This is a genomic window from Streptomyces sp. NPDC048523 (assembly GCF_043199815.1).
Lineage (GTDB): Bacteria > Actinomycetota > Actinomycetes > Streptomycetales > Streptomycetaceae > Streptomyces.
This window is the reverse complement of sequence record NZ_JBICWQ010000001.1, coordinates 1,144,100-1,157,529: the sequence shown is the minus strand read 5'-3', so window position 1 is coordinate 1,157,529 and position 13,430 is coordinate 1,144,100. Positions and strand designations below refer to the sequence as shown.

Sequence of the window (13,430 nt, the reverse complement as noted above, 5' to 3'; positions counted from 1 at the left end):
GGCGGCGGTCGGTCGGGATACCTGGGCCGTACGTCTCTTCCGTCGACCCCGAGAGCGCTCTCACCGGTGACCTCGTCCGGGGCTATCCTGATCCGCACCCGCCGACGAGGAGCCCCGAAGTGACCGAGACAGCGCCGCGCCCCACGCTGGAGGCCGTGGCGGCCCGGGCCGGGGTGTCGCGGGCCACCGCGTCGCGGGTGGTGAACGGCGGGGACGGGGTCAGGGAACCGCTCGTCGAGCGGGTACGCAGGGCTGTCGAAGAGCTTGGATACGTGCCCAACCAGGCCGCCCGCAGTCTCGTCACCCGGCGCCACGACGCCGTCGCCGTGGTCGTGGCCGAGCCGGAGACCCGGGTCTTCGCCGACCCCTTCTTCGCACTGCAACTCCGCGGAATCAGCAAGGAGCTGACCGCCCACGACAATCAACTGGTGCTGCTGCTCACCGAGGGCCGCGACGACCACGCGCGCGTCGGACGCTACCTCGCCGGAGGACACGTCGACGGCGCGCTCGTCTTCTCCCTGCACCTCGACGACCCGCTGCCCGGACTGATCCAACGGGCCGGTGTCCCCACGGTGTTCGGCGGACGGCCCGGCTGGAGCGACGGCACGACGGACATCCTGTACGTCGACAGTGACAACCGGGGCGGAGCCCGTGAGGCCGTACGGCATCTCACAGGGCTCGGGCGCACCCGTGTCGCCCACATCACCGGCCCCCTCGACCAGACCTCCGCGGCCGACCGGCTCGACGGCTACAAGGACGTCATGGGCGACGCCGACCCGCGGCTCGTCGTGCCCGGCGACTTCACCCCGGCCGGCGGGGAGCGGGCGATGCGGACGCTCCTCGACACGTTCGAGGACGTGGACGCGGTCTTCGCCGCCAACGACCTCACCGCGTCCGGTGCCCTGCGTGTGCTGCGCGAGCGCGGGCGCCGGGTGCCCGAGGACGTGGCGGTGATCGGCTTCGACGACATGCTGCCGGTCGCCGAGCAGACCGATCCGCCGCTGACGACGGTCCGTCAGGACATCGAGGAGATGGGCCGGTTGATGGCCCGCCTGCTCCTGGGAGGTCTCGACCCCGCGGACGCGGGGGCCGCGCCGGCCGGTGTCGTGCTGCCCACCACGCTGGTACGGCGCGCCTCGGCGTGAACCCTGCCGCCCCCCTATGGCGTCTGCTGCGGCGCGCTCTTGATCACCGCGAAGCGGGCGCCGTACGGGTCGGCCAGCTTGGCCACCCGGCCGACGCCGGGCACGTCCGTGGCGGGCAGCCGGACGCTGCCGCCCAGCTGCTGTGCCTCGGCCACCGTCCCGTCCGTGTCCGTGACCTCGAAGTACGGCATCCAGTACGCCCCGTCCCGCGCCTCCAGCGGGTCGTCGGCGAGCGGGACGATGCCGCCGAACATGCCGTCCTCGCTCTGCCCGTCCGGCAGCACGGTGGTGTACGTGCCGCCGGGGAACTCGACCCCGTAGGTCTCCAGGCCGAGCGCCGCGCGGTAGAAGTAGGCGGCCATCGGCAGGTCGGCCGTGTACAGCTCGACCCAGCACAGCGAGCCCGGCTCCTGGGTGACGTCGAGCCCCTTGTTCCGCCCGGGCTGCCAGATACCGAAGGGCACGCCCGCCTTGTCGGCGAGGATCGCCATGCGGCCCTGGTCCATCACGTCCATGGGCTGCATCAGCACCGAGCCGTGCGCCTCCTCGGCCGCCTTCGCGGTGGCGTCCGCGTCCGGGGTCTGGAAGTAGACGGTCCAGGACGGCGGGCCCTGTTCCGATGTGGTCTGCATACCGCCCGCGGCGGTCCTGCCGGCGAGCTGGAAGAAGCCGTAACCGCCGGCTTCGGGCGGACCCGGCTGGAACTCCCAGCCGAACAGGCCGCCGTAGAAGGTGGTGGCGCCGTCGATGTCGGGGGTGCCGAGGTCGAGCCAGTTGGGAGCGCCGGTGACGTAACGGGTCGTGAGCATCTCTGCCCTCCTCTGAGGGGTCCCGCTGCCTGTACCGCCGAGTCTTGCACCGTCCACTGACAATCGCCGCCGGTACGCCGATGCGGGCCGGTCGGCGAGTCGAACCGTTTCCGCGCGCCGCCGTGCACCCCCGCACCGGGCGGAGGACCATCAAGGTGGCCGGGGGCATGAACGCCGCTGTTGATCCCGCGTTGATCGAACGTTTTTCGCTGCCCGGCACGATCTCGGCATGCACATCGACACCATCACCCCGACCGACCCCGCCTGGCAGGCGCAGGCGTTGTGCGCGCAGACCGGGGCGGACTTCTTCTTTCCCGAGCCGGGCAGCTCGGTGCGAGAGGCGAAGCGCATCTGCGGCATGTGCGAGATGCGCCCGGCCTGTCTCGAGTACGCCCTGGCCAACGACGAACGCTTCGGCGTCTGGGGCGGCCTCTCCGAGAAGGAACGGCTGGCCATCAGGCGGCTGGAAAACCGTGAGCCGACGGCCCGGGAGTGCGGTTAGGATCCCGGAGCGCACCCGGGCGTAGCGCAGAGGCAGGCGCACCGCCTTGCCAAGGCGAAACACATCGGTTCGAATCCGATCCCCGGGCTGCGTCCGCGGGCCCTGTGGAGCAGAGGCAGACTCGCCGCCTTCTCAGGGCGGATACGCCGGTTCGAATCCGGCCGGGGCCCATGGCAAGGGCTCGGTAGCGCAGAGGCAGGCGCACCTTCACCGCATGAAGGGAACGTCGGTTCGAATCCGACCCGGTCCACGACAGGGCACGAACGGGGCGGGGACGCATGGGGGACATGATCGACGAGGGCGAGCTGGCCGCCTTCCACCGCATGGTCGGCAGGCTGCGCGAGCTGCCCGTCGACGACCCCGTGCGGTTGCGCGCCGAGCAGGTCGCCGCGTCCTTCGCCCGCGACGGACGGCTGCGGCGACGCAAGGCACGGGGTGCCGAGACGGCGGCCGCCGACGCGGGGGCGATGGCGGCCACCGCGACCGGCGCCCACGACCGGCGCGAGGACGCGCCCCTGACGGTGTCCGGCGACGGAGGCGTCTACCGCAAGCCTCGCAATTGCTATGTCTGCAAGTCGTCCTATCGACAGGTGGACGCCTTCTACCACCGTCTCTGCCCGCGCTGTGCCGCCGACAACACAGCCCGCCGGTCCCTGGCCACCGACCTCGACGGGCGCCGCGCGCTGCTCACCGGCGGCCGCGTGAAGATCGGCTTCCAGCTGGCCCTGATGATGCTCCGGGACGGCGCGGAACTGCTGGTGACCAGTCGTTTCCCGCACGACACCGTGCGCCGCTTCCGGTCCGCGCCGGGCAGCGATCAGTGGCTCCACCGGCTGACCGTCATGGCGGTCGACCTGCGCGACCCGCGCCAGGTACTCGGCCTGTGCGAGGAGCTGAGCCAGGAGGGCGTCCCCCTGGACATCCTCGTCAACAACGCCGCCCAGACGGTACGCCGGCCGCCCGAGTCGTACGCCCTCCTCGCCGCCGGCGAGCGCGACGAACTGCCCGAAGGGGTACGGCGGGCGCCGGGCTTCACCTCGATGCGGATGCTGGAGGGCGGCGCCGCGGCGCTGCCCGTCGCGCTGCGCGAGGCCGACGAGGCGGGGCTCCTGCCCGACCCGTCCCCGGAGAACTCCTGGTCGGCCCGGCTCGGCGCGCTCGACCCGGCCGAGGTCCTGGAGACCCAGCTCGTCAACGCGCTCGCCCCGGCGCTCCTGTGCGACCGCCTGCTGCCTCTGCTGCTCGCCTCCCCGCACCCCCGCCGGTACGTCGTCAACGTGACGGCCGTGGAGGGCCGTTTCGCCGTCCGCAACAAGATGGCCGGGCACCCGCACACCAACATGGCCAAGGCCGCCCTCAACATGCTCACCCGCACGAGCGCCGCGGAACTCGCCGCGCAGGGCGTGCACATGTGCGCCGTCGACACCGGCTGGATCACCGACGAGAACCCGGCGCCGAAGAAGGAGCGGATGGCCCGCGCCGGGTTCCGCACACCGCTGGACGTCGTGGACGGGGCGGCGCGGGTGTACGACCCGATCGTGCGCGGCGAGGCGGGCGACCCCGTGTCCGGGGTGTTCCTGAAGGACTACCGGGCAGCGGAGTGGTGAGCGGGCGGGGCAGGGAGCGGTACCGCTCCCTGCCCCGAGTCACCGGCGCATCGCGATGAACACCTCGGTCCAGAACCGCTGGTGCTGCGCGGACGCGCCCACCAGATAGGTCGCCCGCAGCTTCGCCGGCAGCAGGGCGACGAGGCGGGTGACGGCGGCGCGGTGCTTTCTGAGCTGGGACAGCTCCGCGTTGGCGAGGATCTGGTGGACGACGTCGCTGTCGTCGCCCCCCTCCGAGGAATGTCCTGCGGCGCGGCTCAGGCGGGCCTCCCAGGCCTCGACGTCCCGCGCGACTTCGCGCAGACCGGTGACCTGGCGGCCCCGGAAGCGGTCGATCAGCGCGGTGAGCGGCACGGGCGCGTACTCGCCGTCGCCCAGGTAGACCGTGCCCATCTCCAGCGGCAGCCCGCGCCGGTGCAGCTTGATCAGCCGCTCCAGCGTGCGCTTGGTGATCCAGGCCCGTCCGTCGTCGTCGATGTCGTGCTTCCACCACTCCAGGACCGTCTCGGCGTCCGAGCCGTACCGGGCCAGCAGCCACTCGTTGGCCGGGATGTCCTCGGGCTCGACCTGGAGCGAGGCCGTGAACCGGGTCGCCTGCGCGATGTTGTTCCGCGCCACCAGCATCTTGCGGCCCAGGTGGTACGGCGGATTCTGCACCGCGATCTGCGCCCGGAGGTTCTCGATCCGGCGCCCTGCCAGTGACCACTCCTGGGTGATCTCCATGAGCTTGGCGAACGCGGTCTTGTCCTTGGGCCGGTTGTACTCGTCCCACACGATCGCCTTGGGCTCCGGCCCGGTGAACTTCGCGGCCAGCAGGTTGTCCAGGGTGCCGTCCGCCGAGGGGATGGGCGCGCACAGGTCCTCGACGTTCGTCACGGGCAGCGAGAAGTACAGCGGCTCGCGGCCCAGTCCCGCCCGCACCGTCTCCCGCACCAACTGCGTCTTGCCGCAGCCCGGCGGGCCCTGGAGCAGCACCGTCCAGCGGCCCCGCAGCGTCGCCCGCACGACCTGTCGTACCGGGTCGGGGATCGTCGCGGGGTTGGGTACGCCGAGCGACTCCGCGACCCGGTCCAGGATCTCGGCGGTGCGGTTCTGCCCGGGTCTGCCGTCCCGGCCCGGCTCGGCCAGCCGCAGCCGCTCCCCGTCGACCAGCGGGAGCCCCCAGCGCAGCGGGAAGCCCTCCCGCGCGTTCGCCAGGACGTGGTCGAGGGTGCGCGGGGACAGCAGCTCGCGCAGGGCGGGGGAGAGCGACGCCCACAGCGAGAACACCGGACGCAGGTCCCATGGGCGGTACTTGGCGGCCAGGTGCGGCCGCCACGCGGTGTCGTTCGCCGTGATCCGCAGTGTCACCATGCGGTCGAGGAGCGCGAGGTCGCTGCGCCGGGCCGAGGTCTCGGCCAGCGACTCGTTGTCCGTCAGGAAGACGCCGACGCAGCCCAGGGCGCGCAGATCGTGCTCCCCGAGCGTCCAGTCGCAGGCGATCTGCATCAGCTGCGACTGGATCGTCCCACCCGCCTGCAGGGAGTCGTCGATGAGCAGCACGAACGGCCGCCCCGGCTTCAGCTGGCTCATCACCAGCTGGCGCAGGACCAGTTCACCGGTGCGCGGGTCGCGCACCGGGGCGTTGACGAGCAGGTCGTCCGGCGTGAGGTTCGCGGCGGGGACGTACACCAGCCCGGCGTCCGGGTACGCCCGGGCGATGTGCGAGAAGAACGTCGCCGTCTTGCCGATGCCGTGCTCGCCGAAGATCTGCCCCGTCTGCCCCATGTCGATCATCGCGTCGATGAAGGACTCCAGGCGCGAGGTGGTCAACTGCTCGGTCTTCGTCGTCATTACCGCGATCCTGTGATGACGCGATGGCAGTCCATCGCGGGGGTGTGCGTCTCCGGCCAGTCGTTGCCGCCCTCCGTGATCAGCCAGATCCATTTGTCCGGCTCGGCGGGCGTGATGGGCGGGGCGTATCCGTCGGTGAGCATCACGACGGCGTCCGGGGTGACGTCGAACCGCCGCCCGTCGACCTCCGTGCGACCCTCCACGTAGTCGGCGACCACCTGGAAGCTCGTGCCGCCTCCGCCGTAGACCCGCTCGCCGGGCCGGAACGGCATCACCGCTGCGTCGAAGGCGAGCCAGTGCGCCTCGACCCCGTCGATGCGCCCCACGAGCCGGGTGAGCCACTCGACGACGTGGTCCGGCATGGAGCCCGAGGTGTCGTAGGCGACGACGAGCACCTTCTCCCGCACCGGACCCCGCCGCGAGAGCATCGGGTCCTGGCCCAGGGCGGCGAGCAGCGCGCCCCGCTTCTTCGGGTACACCAGCCGCTCGCCGTCGCGCAGTCTGGAGCCGAGCACGTCGACCAGCCAGCGCTGCCACCAGTCGACCGTACGCGTGCGCGTGGTCTCGCCGCGCAGGGCGCCCGCGCCCAGGCTGCCCCAGATCCGCGAGGCGCGGCTGTTGCCGTCCTCGGTGCGGCCCATGAGGTCGAGCAGCTCCCGCTCCGCGCCCGCGTGCCCCCGCCGGGCCGCCAGCAGGGAGTTGAGCAGCGCCGAGGAGGCGACCGCGTCCACGGTTTCCTGGTCGGCCGGAACGCCTCCCTCCCGCAGGTGCACGCACAGCCGCCGCTCGGGGACGGGCGGGGCGTGCATGCGTTTGAGCTCGCCGTACACCCGCATGTCCGTCTCGGTGAACGTGTCGTACCCGACCGGCTCCAGGCCGTGTTCCGTCAGGTCCAGGACGTAGAGGTCGTAGATCCCGCGCGGGTCGACTCCCGTCGGGCGCCCGTCCAGCAGGGGGAGCTGCGGCCGCCCCAGCCGGACCAGCGCCACATGGTTGACGGACACCTCGCAGGCCAGCTCGAACACCGGGTCCGCGCGTAGCCCGGGGTCGGTGAACAGATGCCTCTGCACGAGGTGCCGGGCCTCGTGGAACAGCACGAACTTGACGCCGTCCAGGCCGAGACCGACGAAGAATGCCGGGTTGTACAGCAGCAGGCAGGAGCCGTCGCCGGACGCCACCACAGCCGCGGTGTCGATGGCGGTCGTCGGGATCTGGTGCCGGCACTTGGCGTACAGCCAGGACGCCACCGCCGACTCGGTCAGCCCGAAGTCCAGCAGGGCGGCCTCCTTCAGCCGCCGAGCCTCCTCGATCAGTCCCGAGTCCGCCGGGCGGTACCGCTCCAGCGCCCTGCGGTCGGCCAGGTCGACCACCGGGACACGCCGCCCCCGCTCTCCGTACGCCATGCCGAGCCCCCCGTACCGAAATCCCCCGTGCCTCATTGGTAGCAGCGCGCACTGACAACGGGCCAACGCATTACGCTCGGGGACCAAGGGCGGGGCCGTAGCGCAGAGGCAGGCGCACCGGTCTCCAAAACCAGAACACGCTGGTTCGAATCCAGCCGCCCCGCCCCCCTGACGACTGACGACTGACGACGAGGTCAGGCGATCGCGCCCGCCGTCATGATCAGCTCGGGCGCCGTTCCGTGGTACGTGTCGAGGAGCTGAGCCAGCACCGCCCAGGCCTCCTCGCGCTCGCCCAGGTGCTCGCGCACGAGGGGGCGCAGCGCGTCCTCGGCGGCGCGTACGCGCGCGGGGAACATCGCAGGGCCCAGGGAGAGCACCCTCAGAACCTGCGCGGCCGGCCCGTGCGCGGTCGCGTACGCAGCGGGACCGGCCAGGACACCGGCCTGCCGGACGCGGTGCTCGAACTTGGCGTGGCTGCCGAACTGTGCGCGCAGGGCGGGCGGGCAGTCCGGGCGGACGGACAGGGCCCAGCGGGCGTAACCGGGCAACGGCCGCTCGCGGTCGGCCGCGGTGACCGTCTGCCAGTCGCGGTGCCCGAGCACCATGGACGCCGCGTCTCTGGCCGGCCCCATGGCGGTGGCGGCCCGCAACGCCCCCACGAGCCCCCGCGTCACGACGGACTGCGGCACCGGCGGCTCGTCCGCGTGCTTGCGCAGGACGGTGTCCACGGGCAGGGGGCCCGTGCGGCCCGTACCGAACGGCACGCCTCGCAGCACCGCCCGCCGCATCGTCGGGTCGGCCGAAGCGTGCCCGTGGACGGCCGCGTTGAGCTCCGGGTCGTCCTCCTCCAGGATCCACACCAGCACGGAGGAGGGGACCGGGGTCAGCTTCAGGGCGGCGTAGGCGGCCCGGCGTTCGTTCCCGCGCGTGCGCGGCGCGCCGATCCGCCGCCGTACCCGCGCGGCGGCGTCGGCGTCGATCAGGCCCAGCAGGAAGCCGACGGCCCGCTGATCCTTGCTGCTGTCATGCATGGCCGCATGATGCCCCGGCCGGCGGGCGGCCCGCACCGGATATTCGGCGTGCGGCCCGCACCTGGTGGTCGGCGGACCGGCCGGACCGGCGTCAGGCCCCCGCCGCGCGGGCCGCCATCCGCGCCTTGCGCGCCGCCAGCTTCTCGTCGAACTTCGACGCCTCGGAGTCCAGGCCGCTCATGTACAGGCCGAGCTCCTCCTGGGCCTTGAGGCCCTCGGGGCCGAGGCCGTCGATCTCGAGGACCTTCAGGAAGCGCAGGACCGGCTGGATGACGTCGTCGTGGTGGATGCGCATGTTGTAGATCTCGCCGATCGCCATCTGCGCGGCGGCCCGCTCGAAGCCGGGCATGCCGTGACCGGGCATCCGGAAGTTCACGATGACGTCGCGCACGGCCATCATGGTGAGGTCGGGCGCGAGCTCGAAGGCGGCCTTCAGCAGGTTCCGGTAGAAGACCATGTGCAGGTTCTCGTCGGTGGCGATGCGCGCCAGCATGCGGTCGCAGACCGGGTCCCCGGACTGGTGCCCGGTGTTGCGGTGCGAGACGCGGGTCGCGAGCTCCTGGAAGGAGACGTAGGCCACCGAGTGCAGCATCGAGTGGCGGTTGTCCGACTCGAAGCCCTCGCTCATGTGGGCCATGCGGAACCGCTCCAGCTGGTCCGGGTCCACCGCGCGCGAGGCGAGCAGGTAGTCCCGCATCACGATGCCGTGCCGGCCCTCCTCGGCCGTCCAGCGGTGCACCCAGGTGCCCCAGGCGCCGTCACGGCCGAACAGCGAGGCGATCTCGTGGTGGTAGCTGGGGAGGTTGTCCTCGGTGAGGAGGTTCACGACCAGGGCGATCCGGCCGATCTCGGTGACCTTGGACTGCCCCTTCTCCCAGGCCTCGCCGTCCTCGAAGAAACCGGGGAAGTTGCGGCCGTCGCTCCACGGCACGTACTCGTGCGGCATCCAGTCCTTGGTGACCTTCAGGTGCCGGTTGAGTTCGTTCTCGACGACTTCCTCCAACGCGTACAGCAGACGGGCGTCGGTCCAGGCCGAGGACGGGCTGCCGAGGTGAGGGGAAGTGATCGTCACAGGTACTCCAGGGGGACGCGGCAAACATGTGGAGGGGTCGGCGAGCGGTGCCGATAACTTACGGAATCGTAGGCTACGAAACCGTAGGTTACGAGACCGTAGGTTAAGGGCGCCGTAAAAGATCCCTGATCAGCCGTGTTCCCCGGGCATGACAAGCAGTCCCGGAACCGCAGGTCGGGCCGCTGGAGCGACCGGTCCGCACGGTCAGGCGTACAGGTCCCGCAGCCGTACTGAGAGGCACGTCACACAGCCTTCGAGCTTCTCGAACTCGCTGATGTCCACCACCACCGGTTCGAATCCGAGGTCGGTGAGCAGCTCCGCGGTCTTGGGCGCGCTCGCGGCCATGAGCAGCTTGGGGCCGCCGAGCAGGACGACGTGGGCGCCGGCCTCCTCCGGCACGGACAGGAAGCGCGGGAAGAGGGCGGGCCGGTCCACCTTGGGGATGTGCCCGATGACGGTCCCGTCGGGCAGCGCGGTGACCGCCGACTTCAGGTGCAGCACCTTGCTCACCGGTACGGCGACGACCTGCGCCCCGAGCGGTTCGAAGGCGGCCCGCAGCTGCTGGACGCCGGCCGCGTTGGTACGCCCGCCCCGGCCGACGTAGATCGTGTCGCCGATCTTCAGCACGTCGCCGCCGTCCAGGGTGCCCGGCTCCCAGACCCAGTTCACCGAGCAGCCCAGACGCGCCACGGCCTCCTCGACGCCGGCGGTCTCCTCGCGCCGGGACTCGGCGCCGGAGCGCGCGATCAGCGCGACGTTCTTGTACATGACGACGGTGTCCTCGACGAACACCGAGTCCGGGCAGTCGTCCTCCGGGTCCACCTCGACGGTCTCCCAGCCGTGCGCGCGCAGCGCCTCGACGTACGCCTCCCACTGTTCGAGCGCGAGCTCGACATCGACCTTCTCCCGCTCGACGTGCGTCACCAGACCTTCGGCGAGGCGAGGGCTGGGGCGGCGGACGAGGGCCTTCTTGCTGGGCACGAGGGAACTCCGTATCGGCGGGACAGGGACGGCTCCCGTGACGGGCGCCGGTCAGCCATCATGCAGCGCCGGTCCGTGTCGACAAAACCCCCGTACCCAGGCTGTGCCCCTCCTGAGACGCGCACGGCAGACGCTCCACGGCTCACGAGCACCGCCGCACCGCACGCGCGCGTGCCGCCTCGTGGGCCTCGCGCAGCAGTCGTACGACCGTCCCGGTGGTCCGCTCGCCGGGATTCACGACGCAGACCCAGCCGAGGGCGCCGTGGACCGGGTGCGGCAGCACCACGTCGGCCGCCGCGGGGTCGTGCCGCTCCCCGAGGAGTCCGGGGAGCGCCGTACGGCCGACCTGGACGTTGACCCGCCAGCGGCCCGGCGGGTCCAGGTCGGAGGCGGTGTCTTCGGGGTAGTCCTTGGTGACGATCGTCCCGTAGGGCTGGGTGTTGCGGGGCATCCGACCGTCGGGGGCGTAGTAGAAGAACGCGTCGCCCCACGCGATCTCGGGGGAGTCCCCACCGGGCTCCGGGACGACCACGAGTGCCCCGTCGAAGCCGCGCACGGTTGCGATGATCTGTTCCATACTCATGGTTCAAGCGTGACCTTCAAGTGCTTATGTGGGGTTTGGTCGAACGATGCGCACAGCCGACGTCGCCAGGGAGTCCGGGTACTCGGTGCAGCAGGTGCGCGACCTGGAGCGGCTGGGGGTGATCCCGCCGGCCGTACGGTCGGACAACGGCTACCGCTCCTACACGGCGCTCCACGTGCACGCACTGCGCGCCTATCGAGGGCTCGCCGCCGCAGTCGGCCCCGTCGAGGCGCGGCGGCTGCTCGCCGAACTGCGGACGGCGACGATCACCGAGGCGGCCTCGGCGGTCGACGAGGTCCACGCCCGGCTCGCGCGGGAGCGCGCGGAGGTATTGCGCGCCCAGCGGGCACTCCAGGGCATCCGGGCCGAAGAGGGCGGTGAGGGCGACGAGGAGGACGAGGGCGGCGGCTCCATGACCATCACGCAGCTCGCGGAGGCGCTCGGCGTGCGGTCCTCGACCCTGCGGTTCTGGGAGGAGGAAGGGCTGGTCCTCCCGGAGCGGGTGACCACGCTGCGCGCCCGTCGCTACGGTCCCGCGGCGATCAGGGCGGCGCGCGTCGTCGTCGCCCTGCGCGCCGGCGGGTACGGCATCCCGGCCGTGCGCGAGGTGATGGGCGCCCTGGAGAACCTCGACGGCCTCGACGGACCGGAGGACGCCCGACGCATCCTGCGGGAGCGGCTCGACGGGCTCGCCGCCCGGAGCGTGGGGCTGCTCCGGGCGGGCGCCGATCTGGCGGTCGTTGTCGCCGCCGCGGACGCTACCCCGGGAGCTCCAGGGTCTCGGGAGTGACCTCGCGCAGCTCGCCGTCCAGCATGAGCCAGCGTGTGATGCCGATCGACTCCAGGAACGGCAGGTCGTGACTGGCCACGATCAGCGCGCCTTCGTAGGACTCCAGGGCGGAGGTCAGTTGCCGCACGCTCGCGATGTCGAGGTTGTTCGTCGGCTCGTCGAGCATGAGCAGCTGTGGTGCGGGCTCCGCCAGCATCAGCGCGGCCAGCGTCGCCCGGAAGCGTTCGCCGCCGGACAGCGTCGACGCCTGCTGGTCGGCCCGGGCGCCCCGGAACAGGAAGCGGGCGAGACGGGCCCGCACCCGGTTGTTGGTGGCGCCCGGCGCGAACCGGGCCACGTTCTCGGCGACCGACAGCTCACCGTCGAGGACGTCGAGGCGCTGGGGCAGGAAGCGCAGCGGCACATGGGCCGTCGCCTCGCCCGACACCGGCTCCAGCTCCCCGGCGATCGTCCGCAGCAGCGTCGTCTTGCCCGCACCGTTGCGCCCGATCAGCGCGACCCGCTCGGGGCCCCGCAGGTCGAAACCGCCCTTGACCCGTGCGCCGTGGGCCAGTTCCAGGTCCATGAGGGTCAGCACGGTACGGCCCGGCGGCACGGCCGTGTACGGCAGGTCGACGCGGATCTCGTCGTCGTCCCGTACGGCCTCCACCGCCTCGTCGAGCCGGTCCTTGGCCTCGGCGAGCTTCTCCTCGTGCATGATGCGGTGCTTGCCCGCGGACTCCTGCGCCGAGCGTTTGCGCGCCCCCATGACGATCTTCGGCTCGCGCTTCTGCTCGAACATCTTCTGGCCGTACCGCTTGCGCCGTGCCAACTTGACCTGCGCGTCCGCCAGTTCGCGCTTCTGCTTGCGGAAGTCGGACTCGGCGACCCGCACCATCCGCTCGGCCGCCTCCTGTTCGACGGCGAGGGCCTCCTCGTAGGCGGAGAAGTTCCCGCCGTACCAGGTGACCTCGCCCGCGCGCAGATCGGCGATCTGGTCGACCAGGTCGAGGAGTTCACGGTCGTGGCTGACCACGACCATGACCCCGGGCCAGGAGGCGACAGCCGCGTACAGCCGCCTGCGGGCGTACAGGTCGAGGTTGTTGGTGGGCTCGTCGAGGAGCAGGACGTCCGGTCGGCGCAGCAGCAGTGCCGCCAGCCGCAGCAGCACCGACTCGCCGCCCGACACTTCGCCGATCCCACGGTCCAACCCGATGTGCCCGAGCCCGAGTTCACCGAGGGTGGCCAGGGCCCGCTCCTCCACGTCCCAGTCGTCGCCGACCGTCTCGAAGTGCTCCTCGGCCACATCGCCCCCCTCGATGGCGTGCAGGGCGGCGCGCTGAGCGGAGATACCGAGCGCCTCGTCGACCGTCAGGCCGGTGTCGAGGGTGACGTTCTGCGGGAGGTATCCGACCTCGCCCGCGACGCGCACGGCGCCGTCGGCCGGGGTGAGTTCACCGGCGATCAGCTTCAACAGGGTTGATTTACCTGAACCGTTGACGCCGACGAGGCCCGTCCGGCCGGGGCCGAAGGCGATGTCGAGGCCGTCGAGGACAGGGGTTCCGTCGGGCCAGGAGAAGGTGAGCGAGGTGCAGGTGATGGAAGCAGACATACAAGTCTCCGCGGTTGCTCGAAGCGAGAAGGGGCAAACGCGTATCGAGACACCCGCGACCACGGGAGACGACGGAAAACCGG

At 71.7% G+C, this 13,430-nt stretch carries 12 protein-coding genes and 4 tRNA genes; 8 read left to right on the top strand and 8 right to left on the bottom strand.

The genetic code is table 11. From position 1 onward, the window contains the following. Positions 1–119: 119 nt before the first annotated feature. Complete coding sequence (locus ACGFWE_RS05315) at positions 120–1,145, top strand: LacI family DNA-binding transcriptional regulator (protein WP_393597984.1); 1,026 nt, start codon at positions 120–122, stop codon at positions 1,143–1,145. Between the two features lie 14 nt (positions 1,146–1,159). Here ACGFWE_RS05315 and ACGFWE_RS05310 read toward each other — a convergent pair whose 3' ends face one another. Next, positions 1,160–1,954: a VOC family protein gene (locus ACGFWE_RS05310; protein ID WP_393597982.1), complete on the bottom strand. Its 795-nt coding sequence runs from the start codon at positions 1,952–1,954 to the stop codon at positions 1,160–1,162. Positions 1,955–2,183: 229 nt separating this feature from the next. Between ACGFWE_RS05310 and ACGFWE_RS05305 the strand changes: the two genes are divergently transcribed. The 5 genes from ACGFWE_RS05305 (at position 2,184) to ACGFWE_RS05285 (ending at position 4,063) form a co-directional block, all read left to right on the top strand. Beyond that, the gene (locus tag ACGFWE_RS05305; RefSeq protein ID WP_352380798.1) at positions 2,184–2,456 is read left to right on the top strand and encodes a WhiB family transcriptional regulator; all 273 of its coding nucleotides are present in this window, start codon (positions 2,184–2,186) and stop codon (positions 2,454–2,456) included. Between the two features lie 14 nt (positions 2,457–2,470). Then, positions 2,471–2,544, top strand: a tRNA-Gly gene (locus ACGFWE_RS05300). Positions 2,545–2,554: 10 nt separating this feature from the next. Continuing rightward, positions 2,555–2,626: transfer RNA gene (locus ACGFWE_RS05295), tRNA-Glu, on the top strand. Positions 2,627–2,633: 7 nt separating this feature from the next. Further along, a tRNA-Ala gene (locus ACGFWE_RS05290) sits at positions 2,634–2,706 on the top strand. A gap of 28 nt (positions 2,707–2,734) precedes the next feature. Beyond that, entirely contained in the window at positions 2,735–4,063 is a 1,329-nt protein-coding gene (locus tag ACGFWE_RS05285) for an SDR family oxidoreductase (protein ID WP_352380797.1), read from the top strand. Between the two features lie 39 nt (positions 4,064–4,102). Here the strand turns inward: ACGFWE_RS05285 and ACGFWE_RS05280 are convergent, their stop codons facing one another. Together ACGFWE_RS05280 and ACGFWE_RS05275 are read right to left on the bottom strand one after the other, a co-directional pair. Continuing rightward, positions 4,103–5,896 (bottom strand): AAA family ATPase, encoded by a 1,794-nt coding sequence (locus ACGFWE_RS05280; protein WP_393597979.1) that lies wholly within the window; start codon positions 5,894–5,896, stop codon positions 4,103–4,105. Next, entirely contained in the window at positions 5,896–7,299 is a 1,404-nt protein-coding gene (locus ACGFWE_RS05275) for a hypothetical protein (RefSeq protein WP_352380794.1), read from the bottom strand. The genes ACGFWE_RS05280 and ACGFWE_RS05275 overlap by 1 nt, the downstream gene beginning before the upstream one ends. A gap of 89 nt (positions 7,300–7,388) precedes the next feature. Between ACGFWE_RS05275 and ACGFWE_RS05270 the strand changes: the two genes are divergently transcribed. Next, positions 7,389–7,464 (top strand) — tRNA-Trp (locus ACGFWE_RS05270). A gap of 29 nt (positions 7,465–7,493) precedes the next feature. On the opposite strand, the gene ACGFWE_RS05265 is transcribed toward ACGFWE_RS05270, so the two are convergent. From ACGFWE_RS05265 to ACGFWE_RS05250, 4 genes are all read right to left on the bottom strand, one after another. Further along, complete coding sequence (locus ACGFWE_RS05265; protein WP_352380792.1) at positions 7,494–8,330, bottom strand: hypothetical protein; 837 nt, start codon at positions 8,328–8,330, stop codon at positions 7,494–7,496. A 91-nt stretch (positions 8,331–8,421) separates the two neighbouring features. After that, the gene (locus ACGFWE_RS05260) at positions 8,422–9,402 is read right to left on the bottom strand and encodes an acyl-ACP desaturase (RefSeq protein WP_352380790.1); all 981 of its coding nucleotides are present in this window, start codon (positions 9,400–9,402) and stop codon (positions 8,422–8,424) included. A 204-nt stretch (positions 9,403–9,606) separates the two neighbouring features. Beyond that, complete coding sequence (gene ddaH, locus ACGFWE_RS05255; protein ID WP_352380788.1) at positions 9,607–10,383, bottom strand: dimethylargininase; 777 nt, start codon at positions 10,381–10,383, stop codon at positions 9,607–9,609. Positions 10,384–10,525: 142 nt separating this feature from the next. Beyond that, complete coding sequence (locus ACGFWE_RS05250) at positions 10,526–10,960, bottom strand: DUF6194 family protein (RefSeq protein WP_352382491.1); 435 nt, start codon at positions 10,958–10,960, stop codon at positions 10,526–10,528. Positions 10,961–11,012: 52 nt separating this feature from the next. On the opposite strand from ACGFWE_RS05250, the gene ACGFWE_RS05245 reads away from it, so the two are divergent. After that, positions 11,013–11,756 carry a MerR family transcriptional regulator gene (locus ACGFWE_RS05245; RefSeq protein ID WP_352380786.1) on the top strand — a complete coding sequence of 248 codons (744 nt, stop codon included), beginning with the start codon at positions 11,013–11,015 and terminating at the stop codon, positions 11,754–11,756. Here the strand turns inward: ACGFWE_RS05245 and ACGFWE_RS05240 are convergent. Further along, positions 11,725–13,347 carry an ABC-F family ATP-binding cassette domain-containing protein gene (locus ACGFWE_RS05240; RefSeq protein ID WP_393597976.1) on the bottom strand — a complete coding sequence of 541 codons (1,623 nt, stop codon included), beginning with the start codon at positions 13,345–13,347 and terminating at the stop codon, positions 11,725–11,727. The two genes, ACGFWE_RS05245 and ACGFWE_RS05240, sit on opposite strands and share 32 nt — an antisense overlap. Positions 13,348–13,430: the final 83 nt, after the last annotated feature.

Bases quoted from the DNA above. Each gene is read 5' to 3' on its own strand.
- ACGFWE_RS05240 (WP_393597976.1), bottom strand. From the start codon at position 13,347: ATGTCTGCTTCCATCACCTGCACCTCGCTCACCTTCTCCTGGCCCGAC.
- ACGFWE_RS05280 (WP_393597979.1), bottom strand. From the start codon at position 5,896: ATGACGACGAAGACCGAGCAGTTGACCACCTCGCGCCTGGAGTCCTTC.
- ACGFWE_RS05285 (WP_352380797.1), top strand. From the start codon at position 2,735: ATGGGGGACATGATCGACGAGGGCGAGCTGGCCGCCTTCCACCGCATG.
- ACGFWE_RS05310 (WP_393597982.1), bottom strand. From the start codon at position 1,954: ATGCTCACGACCCGTTACGTCACCGGCGCTCCCAACTGGCTCGACCTC.
- ACGFWE_RS05250 (WP_352382491.1), bottom strand. From the start codon at position 10,960: ATGGAACAGATCATCGCAACCGTGCGCGGCTTCGACGGGGCACTCGTG.
- ACGFWE_RS05265 (WP_352380792.1), bottom strand. From the start codon at position 8,330: ATGCATGACAGCAGCAAGGATCAGCGGGCCGTCGGCTTCCTGCTGGGC.
- ACGFWE_RS05245 (WP_352380786.1), top strand. From the start codon at position 11,013: ATGCGCACAGCCGACGTCGCCAGGGAGTCCGGGTACTCGGTGCAGCAG.
- ACGFWE_RS05275 (WP_352380794.1), bottom strand. From the start codon at position 7,299: ATGGCGTACGGAGAGCGGGGGCGGCGTGTCCCGGTGGTCGACCTGGCC.
- ACGFWE_RS05305 (WP_352380798.1), top strand. From the start codon at position 2,184: ATGCACATCGACACCATCACCCCGACCGACCCCGCCTGGCAGGCGCAG.